Annotated in this window: 18 protein-coding genes and 1 pseudogene; 3 read left to right on the forward strand and 16 right to left on the reverse strand. The window is 57.3% G+C overall.

Translation table 11 applies throughout. The annotated features are described in order from the left end of the window. The 3 genes from tamA to CTT34_RS09450 all read right to left on the reverse strand — a co-directional run bounded on the left by tamA (position 1) and on the right by CTT34_RS09450 (position 4055). Complete coding sequence (gene tamA, locus CTT34_RS09440; RefSeq protein WP_159342204.1) at positions 1–1854, reverse strand: autotransporter assembly complex protein TamA; 1854 nt, start codon at positions 1852–1854, stop codon at positions 1–3. 65 nt (positions 1855–1919) lie between these two features. Further along, the gene (locus CTT34_RS09445) at positions 1920–2753 is read right to left on the reverse strand and encodes a coiled-coil domain-containing protein (protein WP_159342205.1); all 834 of its coding nucleotides are present in this window, start codon (positions 2751–2753) and stop codon (positions 1920–1922) included. A 9-nt stretch (positions 2754–2762) separates the two neighbouring features. Continuing rightward, positions 2763–4055, reverse strand: a complete 1293-nt coding sequence (locus CTT34_RS09450; protein WP_159342206.1) for a nucleotide sugar dehydrogenase — start codon at positions 4053–4055, stop codon at positions 2763–2765. A gap of 196 nt (positions 4056–4251) precedes the next feature. On the opposite strand from CTT34_RS09450, the gene ubiG reads away from it, so the two are divergent. Then, positions 4252–4995 carry a bifunctional 2-polyprenyl-6-hydroxyphenol methylase/3-demethylubiquinol 3-O-methyltransferase UbiG gene (gene ubiG / locus CTT34_RS09455; RefSeq protein WP_159342207.1) on the forward strand — a complete coding sequence of 248 codons (744 nt, stop codon included), beginning with the start codon at positions 4252–4254 and terminating at the stop codon, positions 4993–4995. After that, positions 4995–5666: an HAD-IA family hydrolase gene (locus tag CTT34_RS09460; RefSeq protein WP_159342208.1), complete on the forward strand. Its 672-nt coding sequence runs from the start codon at positions 4995–4997 to the stop codon at positions 5664–5666. Before ubiG ends, CTT34_RS09460 begins: the two co-directional genes overlap by 1 nt. 40 nt (positions 5667–5706) lie before the next feature. Here the strand turns inward: CTT34_RS09460 and CTT34_RS09465 are convergent, their stop codons facing one another. From CTT34_RS09465 to CTT34_RS09525, 13 genes are all read right to left on the reverse strand, one after another. Then, positions 5707–6468: a YciK family oxidoreductase gene (locus tag CTT34_RS09465; RefSeq protein ID WP_159342209.1), complete on the reverse strand. Its 762-nt coding sequence runs from the start codon at positions 6466–6468 to the stop codon at positions 5707–5709. A gap of 33 nt (positions 6469–6501) precedes the next feature. After that, on the reverse strand, positions 6502–7311 hold the full coding sequence (gene ybgF / locus CTT34_RS09470; protein ID WP_159342210.1) for a tol-pal system protein YbgF: 810 nt from the start codon (positions 7309–7311) through the stop codon (positions 6502–6504). A gap of 47 nt (positions 7312–7358) precedes the next feature. Then, complete coding sequence (gene pal / locus CTT34_RS09475) at positions 7359–7898, reverse strand: peptidoglycan-associated lipoprotein Pal (RefSeq protein ID WP_159342211.1); 540 nt, start codon at positions 7896–7898, stop codon at positions 7359–7361. Between the two features lie 45 nt (positions 7899–7943). Continuing rightward, positions 7944–9230 carry a Tol-Pal system beta propeller repeat protein TolB gene (tolB, locus tag CTT34_RS09480; RefSeq protein ID WP_159342212.1) on the reverse strand — a complete coding sequence of 429 codons (1287 nt, stop codon included), beginning with the start codon at positions 9228–9230 and terminating at the stop codon, positions 7944–7946. Beyond that, positions 9230–10390 (reverse strand): cell envelope integrity protein TolA, encoded by a 1161-nt coding sequence (tolA, locus tag CTT34_RS09485; RefSeq protein WP_254436361.1) that lies wholly within the window; start codon positions 10388–10390, stop codon positions 9230–9232. The genes tolB and tolA overlap by 1 nt, the downstream gene beginning before the upstream one ends. Before the next feature lie 13 nt (positions 10391–10403). After that, on the reverse strand, positions 10404–10841 hold the full coding sequence (tolR, locus tag CTT34_RS09490) for a protein TolR (protein ID WP_159342213.1): 438 nt from the start codon (positions 10839–10841) through the stop codon (positions 10404–10406). A gap of 11 nt (positions 10842–10852) precedes the next feature. Next, complete coding sequence (gene tolQ, locus CTT34_RS09495; protein WP_159342214.1) at positions 10853–11548, reverse strand: protein TolQ; 696 nt, start codon at positions 11546–11548, stop codon at positions 10853–10855. Between the two features lie 11 nt (positions 11549–11559). Continuing rightward, the gene (gene ybgC / locus CTT34_RS09500) at positions 11560–11976 is read right to left on the reverse strand and encodes a tol-pal system-associated acyl-CoA thioesterase (RefSeq protein ID WP_159342215.1); all 417 of its coding nucleotides are present in this window, start codon (positions 11974–11976) and stop codon (positions 11560–11562) included. Continuing rightward, on the reverse strand, positions 11973–13010 hold the full coding sequence (gene ruvB / locus CTT34_RS09505) for a Holliday junction branch migration DNA helicase RuvB (protein WP_159342216.1): 1038 nt from the start codon (positions 13008–13010) through the stop codon (positions 11973–11975). Before ruvB ends, ybgC begins: the two co-directional genes overlap by 4 nt. Before the next feature lie 51 nt (positions 13011–13061). Then, the gene (ruvA, locus tag CTT34_RS09510) at positions 13062–13670 is read right to left on the reverse strand and encodes a Holliday junction branch migration protein RuvA (protein WP_159342217.1); all 609 of its coding nucleotides are present in this window, start codon (positions 13668–13670) and stop codon (positions 13062–13064) included. Positions 13671–13738: 68 nt separating this feature from the next. After that, positions 13739–14290: a crossover junction endodeoxyribonuclease RuvC gene (gene ruvC, locus CTT34_RS09515; protein WP_159342218.1), complete on the reverse strand. Its 552-nt coding sequence runs from the start codon at positions 14288–14290 to the stop codon at positions 13739–13741. An 82-nt stretch (positions 14291–14372) separates the two neighbouring features. Further along, a complete protein-coding gene (aspS, locus tag CTT34_RS09520) occupies positions 14373–16154 on the reverse strand; it encodes an aspartate--tRNA ligase (RefSeq protein ID WP_159342219.1) in 1782 nt (593 codons plus the stop codon). 63 nt (positions 16155–16217) lie between these two features. Next, positions 16218–16493 carry an FmdB family zinc ribbon protein gene (locus CTT34_RS09525; protein ID WP_159342220.1) on the reverse strand — a complete coding sequence of 92 codons (276 nt, stop codon included), beginning with the start codon at positions 16491–16493 and terminating at the stop codon, positions 16218–16220. A 200-nt stretch (positions 16494–16693) separates the two neighbouring features. Here CTT34_RS09525 and CTT34_RS09530 point away from each other — a divergent pair. After that, positions 16694–17643, forward strand: a pseudogene (locus CTT34_RS09530) (D-2-hydroxyacid dehydrogenase). The last annotated feature ends 22 nt before the right edge of the window (positions 17644–17665 follow it).

A 17665-nucleotide genomic window follows, 5' to 3' on the forward strand; every position in this document is an offset into this window, starting at 1 on the left:
CTAGAATTCCGGACCGATAGAGAAGTGCACGCGGAAAGCGTCGTCAATATCAAAGGGATGGGCAATATCGAAACGAATGGGGCCCACCGGGGATATCCAACGCACCCCCACGCCGGCACCGGTTTTTAGCCCATTGGGGCCCCAGTTATCGAAGGCATCACCGGTATCGATGAACGTCGCTCCCCACCAATCGCCGGTTACGCGGCGTTGATACTCCAGCGTGGATGTCAGCATTTGCTGGCCGCCACGTAAAAGGCCTTCTTGATTGCGGGGGGACAAGCTTTCGTAGGAGTAGCCTCGCACGCTGCGATCGCCCCCCGCAAAAAAACGTAGCGAAGGTGGTAATTGATCGAAGTCATCGGTTTCGATCGCGCCAATGCTCAGTCGCGCTGAGAAGCGATTATCGTTACCAACCGTACGAATCCACTCGGTGTCTCCCGTGAGTCGCGTAAACCGAGCATCGGATCCCCACGCCCGGTCGGAGTACTCGATCGAGAGCTGCTGCCGATCTCCCCATAAAGGGAAGCGCTGAGGTCGCGTGCGGGTTCTCGACCACTGAATACCGGGGTAGAACAACCACACTTCGTCAGACTGCCCACCCTGGGTAAAGTCTTCGTAAGTCGTTCTGAAATAGAGTGTTTGCACCCAGCGATTGTCGAATTCCCAGCGCCGCGCGATTTCCACCGTGCCCTCTAGCGACTGTGTGTCGCTATCGTCGATGTTGCGGACACCGTATTGCAGACGGTAGTTGTCGCGAAGCGGGTCTTCGAGCGGAATGTTATATACGCCGGTAAAGCGCTGCTCGGGGGCCGAGAGGTAAAGGTCATGATCTAGACTGTGACCAAAACGATTAATCCACGGTTGCTGCCACCCAAAGCGAAGGCGCGGGCCGACATCGGTGGCAAAACCTACGCCCACTTCAAACTGGTGCCGATCGGCGGGCTCGACGTTAATATCGATGGGAAGCCGAGTGTCGTCTCGGCTATGAATGCTGAGCGCACTGGCCAACGCCGCACTGCTCAACCGCGGACGCTCCGGCTGTGAGGCCGTCGCTTCATTCCACCAAGGATCGCCACTACGGGGAGGCGCAATGGTCAGCTCTTGCGCCGTCTCCAAGCGTGGCCGCACCGAGACAGAACTGAACCAGCCGGTTTCTGCCAGCCGCTGGTTATAGCGAGCCAGCGACTCGGCTAGATAGGGGTCACCCGCTTCGAAGGTTTGCATTTCGCGCAGCCGCTCGGGTTCGATATGGCTGCCGGTGATGAGGGTGTCACCGAATCGATAGCGCGGTCCGCTATCGAAGGTCATGTACAGGCGGGCGCTTTCAAGATACGGGCGCACTTCCATCCGGCGGTCGGAAAACCCCCAGTCAAAATAGCCGCGTTCAATAGCAAGACCGGCAAATTGCGAGCGCAGGCTGTCCCAAGGAGCGTGACGTAAAGGGTCGCCCTCTTTTAGCGGAAAGTCGTCTAACGCGTCTTGAAACGGGGGATCGTTACTAGCATCTCCATTGAGAGCGATGTCGAGGACTTCGATCGTAACTTGAGGGCCCGGCTCAATCTGCACGTTGATCGGCGATGTGTTCAACTCCACCGTCACATCAGGCTCATAGTAGCCATACACACGCATGGCTTCTTGAGTGCGCTGACGAATTTCGCCCTCTAAACGCGACTCGGTATATTGATCCGCGTCGATGTTTTCCAAGTACGCATCGATATTCGCTGCAACTTGCTCGCTGACGCCGCTAATGGCCGCTTCGAGCGCCCAGGCGGAGGTACTGGCTGCTGATACAAGTGGTAATGCCAATACACAGGCCACTTGTTTGGCCGTCGGCCATCGCCGTTGTCTTCCCATACCGTGATATCCCTAACCCCATGACCGGCTTAGTGGCTACGACACTTGACCGCATAAATGGATGCTTAATTTCTCAGCATCTCCATCTGCGCGCTAAAGGCAAGCTGCGCTTGACGAACCTGTCTGATGTCGCTTTCCAGTGTGCTCAAACGTTGAGACCACTGCGTTTCCAGTGCAGAAAGTTCCGCCTGAGTGGCGGGCTCCTCGGCGGTCGCAACGGCCGACACGTCGGCAGATAGCTGTGTGAGCTGTTGCTCGACCTCTGCCTGCCAATTTTGAAACTGTGCTTCCAGCGATTCTCGGTCACTGGATACTTGGCGCTCCATGGTGGAAAGACGCTGCCCCAAAACGTTCTCCAGGTGCGTGACCTCTTCGACCAGATTTTGCCGCCCTGACGTACCTGCCTGCTCCAACGCATCCAAGGATGCGCGGATCGACGCTAGCTGGCGGTCGCGCAGCTCGGCTTGCTCTTGCACTTGCGCCAACTGTTGAGCGAGTGGCTCCAGCGCTTCATCGGAGATGAGCTCCTCGTTGTCGGTCAACAGCCCATAGAGCTCTTCACGGGTATTGGTGAGTGCAACGGAGAGCTGTTCCTGCTCTTGAAACAGCGTTGTCATCTGAGCTTGTACAAAGGTTATCGCATCCTGCGTATCAGTGTCACCCGAGTCCAGCCTGGCATGTAGGTTGGAGACTTCGCCGCTGACACGATGCACTTCGCCAAGCAAACGCTCTCTTTCATACCATAAGCCAGCCGTCGCAGCCCCCAGGAGAAGGAGGATCAACACTAAAACGAACCAAATGGGCCAAAGCGTTGGGCCACGGCGATGGCGTAGATGATGCGCCGTTAGGCTCTGATCCACGTCGGGAATGATGCGCTGGGATGAAGTCGCGTCAGACATGATGTTTCCTTAAAGCGTCGTTGGATCGGCGCGTCGCCCAATCCCTCGGTAATGCAAGCCACAGCTCGCCACGAAAGCAGGGTCGTAAATGTTTCGGCCATCCAAGACCAGTCGTGCGTTGATCAGGGTAGCCAGACGGTGCCAGTCGGGGTTCCAGTAGGCTTTCCATTCGGTTACCAACATCAACGCATCCGCATCTTGGCATGCCAAGTAAGGGTCTTCTTCGAAGGTCAGCAGGTCCTTTCGCTGCCCAACCGCCGCATGCAGCGCCGGAATGGCAGCAGGATCGTGGAGCTTGACCGTCACGCCCTGGGCCCATAACGCTTCAAGCAGCGTCAAGACTGGCGCATGATCGATACGAGCAGTCCCCGGCTTGAACGCAGCCCCCCATACCGCCACGGTTTTACCGGCTAAATCGCCCTCGAAAAATGCCCATAGTTTCCTGAATAGCGTCTCTTTTTTCTGCTCATTGATGTCCATGACTTGCTCGAGCAGCGCAGAGTAGCGCCCGCTAGCCGACTGCACGTCGGCTAACCGCATTAGATCCCTTGAAAAATTGGGACCGCCAAAACCACAGCCGGGATAGAGATATTCAAAACCGATTCGCGTATCGGCCCCCATTCCTTGGCGGACATGCTCGACATCCACGCCCAGCGTATCGGCCAACCCGGCAATCTCATTCATGTAACTAATGCGAGTCGCCAACATACCATTGATCGCCAGCTTGGTCAGTTCGGCCGCTCGGCTAGGCATGCATTGAAATACTTCGCTTCGCCGATTGAAGGCGCGGAGCAGCTCTCGGGCCATCTGTTCGCCTTTGGCATCGTCGCAGCCCAACAACCAGCGGACAGGCCGTGTAAACGATAGCCACGCCCGCCCTTCTTCCAATGTGTCTGGCAGCGCCACGCGGCTGTGCTGATGCCCCATGAGAGAGTGCAAGCGCTCAGTCTCTCCGACTGGGAATGTCGAGTTATTGACCAATACCGCACCACTGTAAGCATCGAACATAGGGTGCTGTAGCAGGGAACTGGCCGCTTGCCGCTGGCTTGGGGAGAGCCCTAGCCACACGATATCGGGTGTTTCGCACGCCTCGGGGCTATCGATCACCCGTAAGTTGCCAGTGGCCATGGCCTGCTCGATGTGCGTCATGAGTGAGGGTTCGCGTCGCAGCCAGTCCGCATTGACCAGCGTGGGCCATGGAACGCTATCGTGGAGCAGCCAGTCCACTCGATGCCCCACCCATGCCAACGCCGCCGCTGCCGTCGCGGCGCTAAGTTCACTTCCATGCAGCAGCACACGCATCAGAGGCTCTCCCTATCCGATAAGCGCCGATAAAATAAAGTGTTAGGCGTCATGAAGCGTTCCTTTCCATGCGTTTGGCGTCAGGAGTGGTTAGAATAACCATAATACTCAACGTTAGAGTGGATGCCACCTTGCCACGCACACTGCTGTCGGGCGCACGGACCACTCATCACCCACTGCTAATGGGGGCTACACCATGCCAGAGACACTTCAGGATAGCACTTCTAAGCGCTACCAAGACAACGTCGATGCGGCAGAAGTTGCGAAATTTGAAGCACTTGCCAGCCGCTGGTGGGATCCGAACAGTGAGTTCAAGCCGCTGCACGACATCAACCCGCTGCGCCTTGACTTCATCGACGCACGGGCGGGGCTGGCCGGGAAAAAGGTCCTGGACGTTGGCTGCGGTGGCGGCATTCTGAGTGAATCGATGGCCCATCGCGGCGCCCATGTAACAGGCATCGACTTGGGGGAAGCACCGCTTGGGGTTGCTCGCTTGCACGCCGACGAGAGCGGTGTCGAGATCGATTACCGCCATATCAGCGTCGAAGGCTTAGCAGCCGAGCAGCCGGGCCATTACGATGTGGTGACTTGCATGGAGATGCTGGAACACGTACCCGACCCTGCCTCGGTCATTCGTGCCTGCAGCGCCTTGGTGCGCCCTGGCGGCTATGTATTTTTTTCTACGCTGAACCGTACGCCGAAATCCTATGCATTTGCCATATTGGGCGCAGAGTACGTGCTCAAGCTTCTCCCTCGCGGCACCCACGACTACGCAAAATTCATTCGCCCTTCAGAAATGGCTCACTGGGCGCGCTCATCGGCGCTTGAGGTACGTGAGCAGACCGGCTTAACGTACAACCCCGTGACACGCCATTATCGTCTAGTGGCTCATGATGTATCCGTCAATTACATGATGTACTGCCGTAGAGAGAGCGAGTGATGCGGATGCCCTCTCCCCAAGCGATTCTATTTGATCTAGATGGCACGCTGGTCGACACCGCACCTGACCTGGCGGCAGCCACGAACGCGCTACGAGCGCACCACGGGTTGGCCCCGCTGCCCTTTCAAAAGATACGCGGGCAAGTCTCGAATGGCGGCAGCGCCCTCGTTACACTGGCATTAGGGTTGGAATCGGGTAGCGACGCGCACGATAAAGCCCGGCAGTTTTTGCTGGATGCTTATGAGCAGGCCGTGGCCGTCCATAGCCAACTGTTCGCACCGCTGGATGAGTGGCTGCTCGCGTGGCAGGGGGAAGCGCGATTGTGGGGCATCGTCACCAATAAACCACGGCGCTATACGGAACCGCTGATCGAAGCGTTGGCGCTGACCCCGGGCGCCCTACTGTGTGCTGACGATTTGAGTGTCAAGAAGCCAGCCCCTGAACCGCTTTGGGAAGCGGCAAAACGCCTCGGCGTTTCGCCCGAAGCGTGTTGGTACATCGGCGATCATGTAAGAGACATGGAGGCAGCCAAAGCCGCAGGAATGACGGCCGTGGCGGTGGGCTATGGCTATATCAGCGAAGAAGACGACTATCAGCAGTGGCCAGCCGACCTATGGTTTGCGACCTGCGCTGAGCTGGTGGCCGCTTTGCACGACCACCGAACGGCTTAAAAGAGATAAAAGAGATAAAAGAGATAAAAGAGAGAAACGATCAAGCGCGAGGCGGCTGGGCATCAAACTTCTGGCCGCTGACGCCTTTGCTATCGGGCCCCATGAGCCATAGGTATGTCGGCATGATCTCTTCGGGTGTTCGCAGCGTGAAGGGGTCTTCCCCAGGGTAAGCGGTACGGCGCATTTGTGTCCGCGTTGCCCCTGGGTTCAGCGTATTGACCCGCACGTTGGGCTGATTGTCCAATTCGTCGGCCAGCACTTCCACAAAGCCTTCCGTTGCAAACTTCGACACCGAATAGGCTCCCCAGTAAGCGCGCCCTTTACGCCCTACGCTGGATGACGTGAACACCACCGAAGCATCGTCGGAGGCTTGCAGGAGCGGCAGCAGTGCCTGGGTCATCCAGATGGGGCCATTGATATTGACCTGCATCACCTGCTCCCACAGCTCCGGATTGTATTGATCGAAAGGTGTGATTCGGCCTAGTAATCCTGCGTTATGCAACAAGCCGTCTAAACGACCGAACTCTTTGTCCAGCGTTTCTGCCATATCGTGAAAATCTTTGAGCGTCGCCCCTTCGAAATTGAGCGGAAAAATGGCGGGCTGTGGGCCGCCCGCTGCCTCAATCTCATCGTAAACGCGTTCAAGCTTGGCAATCGTGCGCCCTAATAGCACTACGGTAGCCCCATGGCGGGCATAGGTTAATGCCGCCGCGCGACCAATCCCATCTCCCGCACCGGTTACCAACACGACGCGGTTTTCCAACAGATTGGGCGTTGGTTGATAGTCGATTTTACAGCTCATGAGGTTTCCTTGAGGCGTTTCTAGTCAATCTATTTAACCTGCCGACTGGCGCAAAAAGTCATTCGCCAACCCTGCGGCACTGCTCTGCGGATAGTCGTCGCGTACCTGCTCTAGAAGCTCACGGCTACGCTCAGCTTCTCCTTTGCGCGCTTTCACCAAGCCCAGCTTGTAGAGCGCATCGGGAACTTTCGAACTACCGCTGTACTCTTCGATGACGCGAGTAAAGGCTTGATCTGCGGCGTCCAGCTCACCTTCGGCGGCGTAAAGTTCGCCTAGCCAGTAGTGGCCGTTTGCCGTCAGGCTGCTATCAGGATGGTCGGCCACGAAAGCTTCGAACGCGGCAATCGCATCACCAAATTGCCGGGCCTGCACATGGGCAAAGGCCGCTTGGTAATCTGCCTGAGCATCCTCACTGACGTTACGCGTGGAGGGGGCTTTAACGACCTGCTCTGCCGCTTCAGGCTCTACCGCCGGAGTTGCCTGCTCGATTTGGCTAGGCGCGCTGCTCATCAAGCGATCTTCGATGTCTAGATACTGCTGCTGTGTTTGGTTGCGCAGCTGCTCCAACTGATGACGCAGCTCTTCGATTTGACCACGCAACTGCTGGATTTCCTGCTGATGCTCTTGCACTTGGTTGAACAGCACCAAGTTGCCACCTGACGACTCTTGCCGCTGAGTCTGCTGGTAAAAGCCGCTGGATGAACTGGAAGAGAGATCTTGTACCAGGGGTTGCTGCGCCAAGGCGGCACTGGACAAAAGTGATAAGGGCAATACGGACAGCGGGAGCACTAAGGCTCCCGCACCGCACAGCCTCTCAAAATAGCGTTTGAGACTGTGATTCATGATAGCTCCGAATGATGCGAATGTCGTGCTTGCGCACGCCAATGCTATCAGTAGTTAAAGACGACGCGACGGTTTTGCGAGTAGGCATTTTCGTTTTGGCCACTCGCTGCCGGACGCTCTTCACCGTAGCTAACCACGCTCATTTGTGACGGAGAAACGCCCTGAATGTTCAGAAAACGCTGTACGGCTCCGGCACGACGCTCACCCAGCGCCATGTTGTATTCGCGTGTGCCGCGCTCATCGGTATGGCCGTGCAGAACCACACGGGCATTCGGGTTGGCACGCAGGTAGCGCGCATGAGCCATGACGACCGACTCATAGTCGCTCTTGATGGTGTCACGATCATAATCGAAGTAGATCGTACGCACTTCGGGAATACGTGAGTCAGCCTGCTGGCCAGCGCCCGAACCGGACGTTGAACCATACTGGCCACTAGTGCCCACACCCGACGTGTTAGCACCCATACTGCTGCCATCCTGGCTTCCGTACGAGTCACCGTCTTGGGTTCCGCCGGTGCTGGAACAGCCAGCGATAACTACGATAGATAACGCGACTGCCAATGAGCGAGCCAACGGCTTAAGTTGCATAATCAGACTCCTTGCCTGAAAACAGAAATTAGTGCTGTTCATCTATTAATTTAAGAAAGGTGACCACGCGGGGTCACGTACATCACCTTGTGCTGCGGGCAACCTAAATGACGAGCGGCCATCGGCTGAAACGGCACTTAGTACTCCGCTATTACCCTGTTGGGTAGCGAAGATTACCATGGTCCCGTTCGGTGCAACACTAGGAGATTCATCTCTGGTGGATTCGCTCAACACGACTAAGCGTCCGCCATCAAGATCCTGCTTCGCCACTTGGAAACCGCGGCTCGAACGGTGAATCAAAAAGATCTCTTCACCGTCTGGCGAGAAACGTGCACGGGCGTTGTAGTTGCCTGTAAAGGTCAGTCGGTTGGCCTCTCCACCGCCTAACGAAGTTTGATAAATCTGCGGGCCGCCGCTGCGATCCGACGTAAAAATCAAGCTGCGACCATCCGGAGACCACGCGGGTTCGGTATCGATACTGTTGCTGTTAGTAATACGGTCCAGCGAACGGTTGGCTACGTCCAGCACGTAAATTTCCGGCTGACCGTCCTTGGAGAGTGACATGGCGATGCGGCGGCCATCGGGTGACCACGTCGGGGCACCATTGATGCCATCGAACGACGTAGCTTGAACGCGCTGTCCCGTATTGACGTCTTGGATGTAAATGGACGCTTTGCCCGTCTCGAAAGAGACGTAGGCCAATTTACGGCCATCCGGCGACCAGGCGGGCGACATGATCGGCTGATCGGACGTCAGTACCTGTTGGCTGCGACGTCCATCGGCATCGGCTACGTACAGGCCAAACTGCATGTTGTCACCCAACCCCTGTGCCGTTACGTACGCGATGCGCGTCGAGAAGGCACCGCGAATATCGGTGATGGCTTCGAAGATTTGATCACTGATGTAGTGTGCCGCGCCTCGCAGATCGTTGCTGCTGGCCGTCACCGTCTCACTGATCATGGGACGCTGACCGCTGATGTCGACCAAATCGAACTGCAGCTCATATCCGCTGCCCGTCTGCTGGGCACGCCCTACCACTAGATAGCGCACATCCAACGAACGCCAGGTGCCGAACTCGACATCCGCCGCTTGGCTTGGACGGTCGAACATGGCGCTGCGCTCTAACGGCGCGAAAAATCCGCTGCGTTCAAGGTCATCCTGTACGATTTGCGCAACGTCCTCAGGCAGGCCCTCGTTACCTGCGAACGGAACGACACCGATGGGCAGCGCCTGATCGCTGCCACGGGTGATTTCAATGGTTAGATTAGCGCTTGCTACGCTGCTGATCAGTAGCAGTACGCAAAAAAGCCACACTTTGCTTAACGTTTGCATCAGCGAACATCCCCCGGGGTAAATCGCAGATTAAATTGACGTAAAGTACGCTGCTGTTCCGCTGGCAAGTCACGTAACTCGCTGAACGGAGCCGCATGTTCAACCGCTTGCATGGCTGAACGATCAAAAGCACTGTCGCCGCTTGAAGAGGCCACGGACGTCGCTAATAGCTCACCCGATGGTCCAAGCCGTACCTGTATCGTAGCACTCATCGAGTCACTCGCTGCTGGCGGGATCAGCCAGGCCTGCTCAACGGCACGGCGCACGATATTGATGAAGCTATTGGCTGCTTGCTGTGCCTGTTGAGCATTGGCGGCCGCTTCTGCTTCTCCCGCGAGCTGGCGTTGCATGGCGGCTTCCGCCGCTTCTGCTGCGCGACGCTCTTCCGCTTCACGAGCGCGCTGCTCCTCTGCTTCTCGTTGGCGACGAGCCTCCTCTTCGCGCTGACGCTCCGCCTCGGCCTCCCGCGCACGTTGCGCTTCGGCTTCTTCACGTGCTCGCTGCTCTTCGGCTTCGCGCTGACGTCTAGCCTCCTCTTCGCGAGCACGCTGCTCTTCCGCTTCGCGCTGACGTTGAGCTTCTTCCTCGCGTTGGCGCTGCTCCTCAGCTTCACGCTGGCGCTGGGCTTCCGCTTCTGCTCGGGCACGCTCTGCTTCGGCTTCACGCTGGCGCTGAGCCTCAGCCTCTTCGCGAGCGCGCTGCTCCTCGGCTTCACGGGCTTGGGCTTCGGCTGCCTGCTGTTCGGCTAACCGCTCCGCTTCTTCAGCGCGGCGCTGAGCCTCAGCTTCCGCCTCTGCTTGCGCCTGCTCGAGTGCACGGGCTTGTTCAGCCGCTTCGGCCTCCGCTTCGCGTTGCGCCGCTGCGGCGGCTGCCTGATCCTCTGCGGAAGGCTCGTCGCTGGGCGGTTCTGGGTCGGGCGTTTCTGGCTCAGGGGCATTGTTCATGGCCGCCTGCTGCTCGGTGACTTGCTGGGCCTGATCAGTGAACGTTTCCGTGCTCACAAACGTGGCCTGCACGATCGAGGAGGAGTCAGGCTCGGCCGTCATGCTGGGTAGCTTGACCAAGCTAAACACAATGACCAGCAGGTGCACGGCAACGGCCAACACCGTTGGCCACGTATAACCAACATCTTGAGGGTCACGCGGTGGTTTCACAGCCATGTGCGACTCGCCCTTAACCATCTTGCGGCGGCTCGGAGAGCAGCCCCACATTGGCGACACCCGAGCGCTGTAGCGTGCTCATGAGCAGGACGATCTGCCCATAGGGGACGTTGCGGTCTCCCCGCACCATGACCGGTGTTCCCGGTCGGCGTTGTAGGATGGCCATGACCCGTTCCGACATCTCTTCGAGCGTCACGGAGGTCGAGTCCTCACCCAAAGTAATGAAGTAGCCGCCTTCGCGGTCTACCGAAATAATGATGGGGTCATTGTCTTCCGGTGTTTCGATAGGCTCAGAGGTGACTTGAGGCAGGTCGACCTGTACCCCTTGCGTCAGCATGGGGGCGGTGATCATGAAGATGACCAGCAGAACCAGCATGACATCGATGAAGGGAACGACGTTGATCTCCCCCATCGGCTTGCTCTTGCCGCTACGATTGAACGGACCTTGCATGGCAGACTCCCTTAACCGGCGCTAGGTTTGCCGTCACGCCCTTGCAGATTACGATGCAAAATCGCGTGAAACTCTTCAGCAAAGTCTTCGTATTTGCCCAACAGGCGGGATGCGTTATTGGATAAGCGGTTATAAAAAATAACGGCGGGAATCGCAGCGAAGAGCCCCATGGCGGTGGCAATCAGTGCCTCGGCAATCCAGGGGGCTACCGTGGCCAGCGTCGCCTGCTGCGTCATAGAAAGTGACTGGAACGATCCCATGATGCCCCAAACCGTGCCAAATAAGCCGATGTAGGGGCTGGCTGAGGCGACCGTTGCCAAAAATACGAGATGCTGGGTCAAACGATCCTCTTCGCGCGACCATGCCACGCGCATGCTGCGTTGAACGCCTTCCAGCACCGTATCTGCGCTGCGGGTCTTGGGCATGAGCCGATTGAATTCACGAAAACCTGCCTGAAAAATATGCTCTGCGCCGTGCCGTGGATCGTCCGCCGGAATTTCGCGATATAGCTCGTTCAGATCGACGCCCGACCAAAACGACTCTTCGAACTGGTTGTACTCTTGCTTGGCTCGGCGAAGCGCAATGCTGCGCTGAAAGATCACCACCCATGAGAGGATCGACCCCACCACTAGCAGCAACATGACCAGCTGGACGACCGTGCTGGCACTCATTATTAAGTGGGGAATGGACATGGTGTTATCGTTCACAGTTGCCCTCTTCAATCAATTGATGTCGTTATCGACGAAGGTGTGGTGTTAAGCGATGATGGCCACGCTTTCGGACGCAGAGTGGCTGCGTTTAGGCAGGCTATCTCGACTGTTGCGGAACACAAGAGTTCCTCGTCACGGCGCACTTGCTGCTCGAACGTCATGCGACAGCGCCCTTGTTGCGTAATTTTTGCCGTCACCGTGAGCGCCTCATCCAGCCGAGCGGGTTTGGCGTAGTGACAGGCCATGCGGTATACCACTAGCTGTGTACCTTCGTCTAGCAGCGTTTGCTGATCAAGCCCTAAATCACGTAACCATTCGCTGCGCGCCCGTTCCATAAACTTCAGGTAGTTAACGTAGTAGACAATTCCTCCCGCGTCAGTATCTTCCATATAAACCCGGACGGGGAGGCGAAACTCGTCGTTCATGGCCGACGCTCTCCTTCGACATCGATCGATTGTTCGTGGGGCGTCCGGTCGAAGTGTAGCCAAGCTTGACGGGTGACCACGCGCCCCCTAGGGGTACGCATCATTAGGCCTTGCTGAATCAAGTAAGGTTCGATGACGTCTTCGATGGTATCGCGCTCTTCGCCGATGGCCGCAGAGAGTGAGTCAACGCCCACCGGGCCACCATCGAATTTGTCGATCATCGCCAGCAGTAAACGGCGGTCCATGTGATCCAGTCCGTGATGATCGACATTCAGCATGTTGAGCGCGGCATCGGCCAACGAGACATCGACCACGCCGTTCCCTTTGATCTCGGCGTAGTCACGCACCCTGCGCAGCAGACGATTGGCAATACGAGGCGTTCCACGAGAGCGCCGGGCGACTTCGATGGCTCCTTCACGGCTGGTTTCCACGCCAAGCAAGCGGGCGGAACGCGCGACGATTTCCGTCAGCTCTTCGAGGTTGTAAAATTCGAGGCGCTGCACGATGCCAAAGCGATCACGCAGCGGCGACGTAAGCAACCCCGCCCTTGTCGTGGCCCCTACCAGAGTAAAACGAGGAAGATCCAGCTTGATGGAGCGTGCCGCTGGCCCCTCACCGATCATGATATCGAGCTGAAAATCCTCCATCGCTGGATACAGCACTTCTTCCACCACTGGAGAGAGGCGGTGGATTTCATCGATGAACAGCACATCGCCGGGTTCAAGGTTCGTGAGCATCGCAGCAAGGTCACCAGCGCGCTCCAGCACCGGGCCGGATGTCGATTTCAACCCGACGCCCATTTCGGTGGCGATGATATTCGCCAGCGTCGTTTTACCTAAACCTGGCGGGCCGAACACTAGCGTGTGGTCCAGGCTCTCTTCGCGGAGCCGCGCCGCGCCAATGAAAATCTCTAGCTGCTCGCGAACCCGCGGTTGCCCAATATAGTCTTTGAGGTGTTTGGGACGAATCGCATGATCGATGCGTACTTCGCCCTGTTCTGGCTCAGCGGCAATTAATCGGTCGTGTTCTAACATAGTGGCTCTTTTAAAGTGCTTGCCAATGCAGACTCATGATGTCCCCACAGATCAACCGGACATTCGCTTGGTCAATGCGGCTTTGATGAGCGCTTCGGTGCTCTGATTCGGATCAACATCAGCGAGCATTTTGGCCGCTTCGGTCAGCTTATACCCCAGGCTGACGAGGGCGGCCTCTGCGTCTGCCAACTGGTCTCTGGGCGGGGCGTGCCCACTCGTGGCTTCCATCGCCAACGGCGCGTCGCCGCCCTGCTCCCATTCGGGGAAACGATCACGCATTTCGATAATCAAGCGTTCCGCCGTTTTTTTGCCCACCCCCGGAAGCTTGGTCAGCGCTTTGCTGTCATCGTCTCGCACACAGCGCATGAAGGCGTCTTCATCCATGCCGGACAGAATCGCCAAGGCGAGCTTCGGACCAACACCGTTGACTTTGATCAACGCGCGAAACAGCGCCCGCTCATGGTCTCGCCCAAAGCCATAGAGCAGGTGTGCATCGTCCCGGATGGTGAGATGGGTATAAAGCGTTACTTGCTCGCCAGGGGCAGGTAGCGCCACGAACGTGTTCATCGACGCTTCGAGTTCGTAGCCCACTCCGTGAACGTCCACCACCATCCACGGCGGCTGTTTTTCCAGCAATAGGCCCGTTAACCGTCCAATCATGTGATGCCTCCCAGCCAATCAAAACAGCCGCCACTATAAAGCCACTCTGTACAGATGACCAGTAAGGCCTAGAGCCGCCAGCGTCCCGTGGAACGCCGTTTGCTGCGTGATGGGGTTGCCGCGACAAGCGCGCTCCCTGCGAAGGCGTGTGTGAGCGCAATGGCCAATGCATCAGCGGCATCCGCCTGGGGCGTTGCCGACAGGCCAAGCAGCGTCGTGACCATGTGCTGTACCTGGCTTTTATCGGCACCTCCCTGCCCGGTCACCGCTTGTTTAATCTGTCGTGCCGCGTATTCGGCAATACTCAGCCCATGGTTCGCCAGACAGACCAACGCCGCCCCGCGCGCTTGACCGAGTTTTAGCGCAGAATCTGCGTTCTTCGCCATGAACACGCGCTCGACGGCAACGGCATCCGGCCGGTGCAGTCCGACCACCTCGCTAATGCCTGCGTAAATTTGTGCAAGACGCTGCTCCAACGCACCCTCCGCCGTGCGAATACAGCCACTGGCCACGTAGCGTGGCTTTATTCCCACCAAGTCAATCACCCCATACCCTGTGATACGTGATCCCGGGTCGATGCCCAAAATCCTGATCGCAGTGGGCGGCTGTCTCTCATCCATGGACGCTTCTCTTGGTAATGCCTCAAACAAAAACACCGACGCTAGGCGTCGGTGTTTGACTCGTCAAAGCGTCACAGCGGTCTTATTCGCCCGCCGTATCTGCCTTGGCTTTTTGACATAAACGGATGTTCAGCTCTTTTAGCTGATCGGCACTGACCTCACCCGGTGCATCGGTCATCAAGCAAGCCGCACTTTGCGTTTTCGGGAATGCAATGACTTCACGAATGGTTTTTGCACCCGCCATGAGCATGACCAAGCGGTCCAAACCAAAGGCAAGGCCACCGTGGGGCGGCGCGCCGTACTGCAGCGCATCCAGCAAGAAGCCGAACTTCTCTTGCGCTTCTTCTTGGCCGATGCCCAAAATTTCGAACACGGTGCTTTGCATGGTTTGATCGTGAATACGAATAGAACCGCCGCCAAGCTCCGTGCCGTTGAGCACCATGTCGTAAGCGCGGGAGAGTGCTTTGGCCGGGTCGGCCTTCAACTCTTCCGGCGAACAAGACGGTGCCGTGAACGGGTGGTGGAGCGGGCTTAGGCGCCCATTGTCATCGGCTTCGAACATGGGGAAGTCAACGACCCACAATGGCGCCCAGGCTTGGGTGTAGAGGTCGAGATCGGCCCCCAGCTTGACGCGTAATGCGCCAATGGCTTCGTTGACGATACGCGCTTTGTCGGCACCAAAGAAGATGATGTCGCCATCCTCGGCACCCACACGGTCCAACAGCTCTTCGACAACGTTCTCCATGAACTTGACGATCGGCGACTGCAGGCCATCTAGACCTTTGGCACGCTCGTTGACTTTGATCCAGGCAAGGCCTTTAGCGCCGTAGATGCCTACGAACTTGGTGTATTCGTCGATCTCTTTACGGGAGAGCTTGGCACCGCCCGGCACTTTGAGCGCCGCCACACGACCGTCGTCTGCGCTGGCAGGACCGGAGAAGACCTTGAAATCCACCTGCTGCATGAGGTCATCGACATCCGTCAGCTCCAGCGGAATACGCAGGTCGGGCTTGTCGGAGCCGAAGCGATCCATGGCTTCTTGCCAGGTCATGCGGGGGAACTCAGGAAGTTCGACGCTCAACACTTCTTGGAACAACTGACGAATCATGGCTTCGGTAATGCCCATGATGTCATTCTCTTCCACGAAAGAGGCTTCGATATCGATCTGTGTGAACTCAGGCTGACGGTCAGCGCGCAGGTCCTCGTCACGGAAGCACTTGGCGATTTGGTAGTAGCGGTCAAATCCCGCCACCATCAACAGCTGCTTGAACAGCTGGGGAGACTGCGGCAGTGCAAAGAAACTGCCCGCATGGGTGCGGCTAGGTACCAAGTAGTCCCGTGCACCTTCGGGTGTGGCGCGAGTCAGTACCGGCGTTTCGATGTCCAGGAAACCCTGGTTTTCCAGGTAGGCACGAACGCTGTGCGAAATGCGTGAGCGCAGACGCAGTTTCTCGATCATGTCGGGCCGACGCAAATCGATATAGCGATGCTTCAAACGCACTTCTTCACCGACTTTGCCATGCTCATCCAGTTGGAAAGGCGGCGTTGCGGCGGTATTGAGCACCTCGACTTCTTTTGCCAGCACTTCGATCATGCCGGTAGGCATGTTGGGGTTTTGCGTGCCTTCGGGGCGCAGCCGAACACGGCCAGTAATACGCAGAACATACTCGCTGCGTGCACGGTCGGCATTAGCAAACGCCTCGGCGGTATCGGGGTCTACGACGAACTGGGCGATACCATCACGGTCGCGCATGTCGAGAAAGATAACCCCACCGTGGTCACGGCGGCGGTGAACCCAGCCGCAAACGGTGACCGTTTGATCCACCAATGTTTCGTTAAGCTGGCCGCAATAATGGCTGCGCATGTCACATCCTGTTCTGTTTCGTGGCAATTAAGTTGTCTTGGGCCATGGCCCTGACAGCCGCGGCTACGCCGCGGCGCCTTTGTTCGTTGACGTACTGCTGGTATCGCTTTTCGCACTACCGGCAGCCTGTCCATCGGCAGCAAGGTTCTTTTTGCTGCCTGTTTTGAAATCAGTTTCGTACCAACCGCCACCCGCTAAGCGGAACCCGGCTGCAGAGACCAAGCGCTCCAGATCATCTTGCTGACATGCAGGGCAGCTTTTTAACGGATCTGCGCTAATTTTCTGAAGTTTTTCCATGCGATGGCCGCAGGCCTTGCACTCGTACTCATAGATGGGCATGTTGATGGCTCCTGAAAAAGCTCAACTCCAACAGGTTTCGTCTTGTCAGTATCGTGGTTAACCCAACGTTACCAGGCTGACAATATGTGGCCTGTCAGGATAAATTCCAAGACTGCGGTCGATAGAGCGCTCATTATACCCTTTTGTGCCCCCTGCCGAGCAAGGCCAAGCGGCTTTCGGCAGTTAATGGAGAGAATAATATGTCCCAAGCGGTCATACTGGATGCCCAAAGCCTTGGCCCCGATATCGATTTGACGGCGATTCGCAATGCCGTCACGCACTTAGAGATCCATCAACAAAGCACCACGGCGCAGGCCTGTGAACGTTTGGCCAAGGCCGATATCGCCATCGTCAATAAGGTAAAGCTCGACGCCGAAACGCTCGCCCAGCTACCCTCGTTGCGACTCATCTGTGTGCTGGCTACTGGGCTGAACAACATCGATTTAGAGGCCGCCAAAGCGCATGGCATCGTCGTCAAGAACGTCTCGGCTTACGGCACGGCCAGCGTCTCGCAACATACGCTCATGCTCATGCTGTCACTGGCCAACCGCCTACCCCGCTACCAAGCGGACATTGCCGATGGAAAATGGCAGAACAGCGACTTTTTCTGCTTGCAGGATCATCCCACGCTGCAGCTGTCCGGCAAGCAACTGGTGATGGTGGGCCAAGGGGAGCTGGGGTCTGAAGTGGCGCGTCTAGCCGAAGCCTTTGGCATGCAGGTCACGTTTGCCGCCCGCCCAGGCAACGAGCAGAACGATCAGCGCCCATCCTTGGACGAACTGCTACCTACCGCCGACGTCATCAGCCTTCACTGTCCGCTGAACGAAGCAACGAAACACCTTCTCGACAAAGCGCGTCTCGCAAAGGCCAAATCGTCGCTCTTGATCGTCAACTGTGCCCGTGGCGGGATCATCGACGAAGTGGCGGCGTTGGAAGCTCTGCGCAACGGAGACATTGGCGGGCTCGCAGTCGATGTACTGCCTGCCGAGCCACCAAGAGATGGACACCCGCTACTGGATGCCCTGGCGAACGCAGAACCCCTCAATCTCATCGTGACGCCGCACAACGCATGGATAACCCCGAAGCACGTCAAAATATCGTCGCTTTAACCGCTGACAACATTCGTGCATGGCAAACGGAAAACCATTGATTCGATGTCTAGGCACACCCGG

The organism is Halomonas meridiana, assembly GCF_009846525.1.
Classification (GTDB): Bacteria; Pseudomonadota; Gammaproteobacteria; order Pseudomonadales; family Halomonadaceae; genus Vreelandella.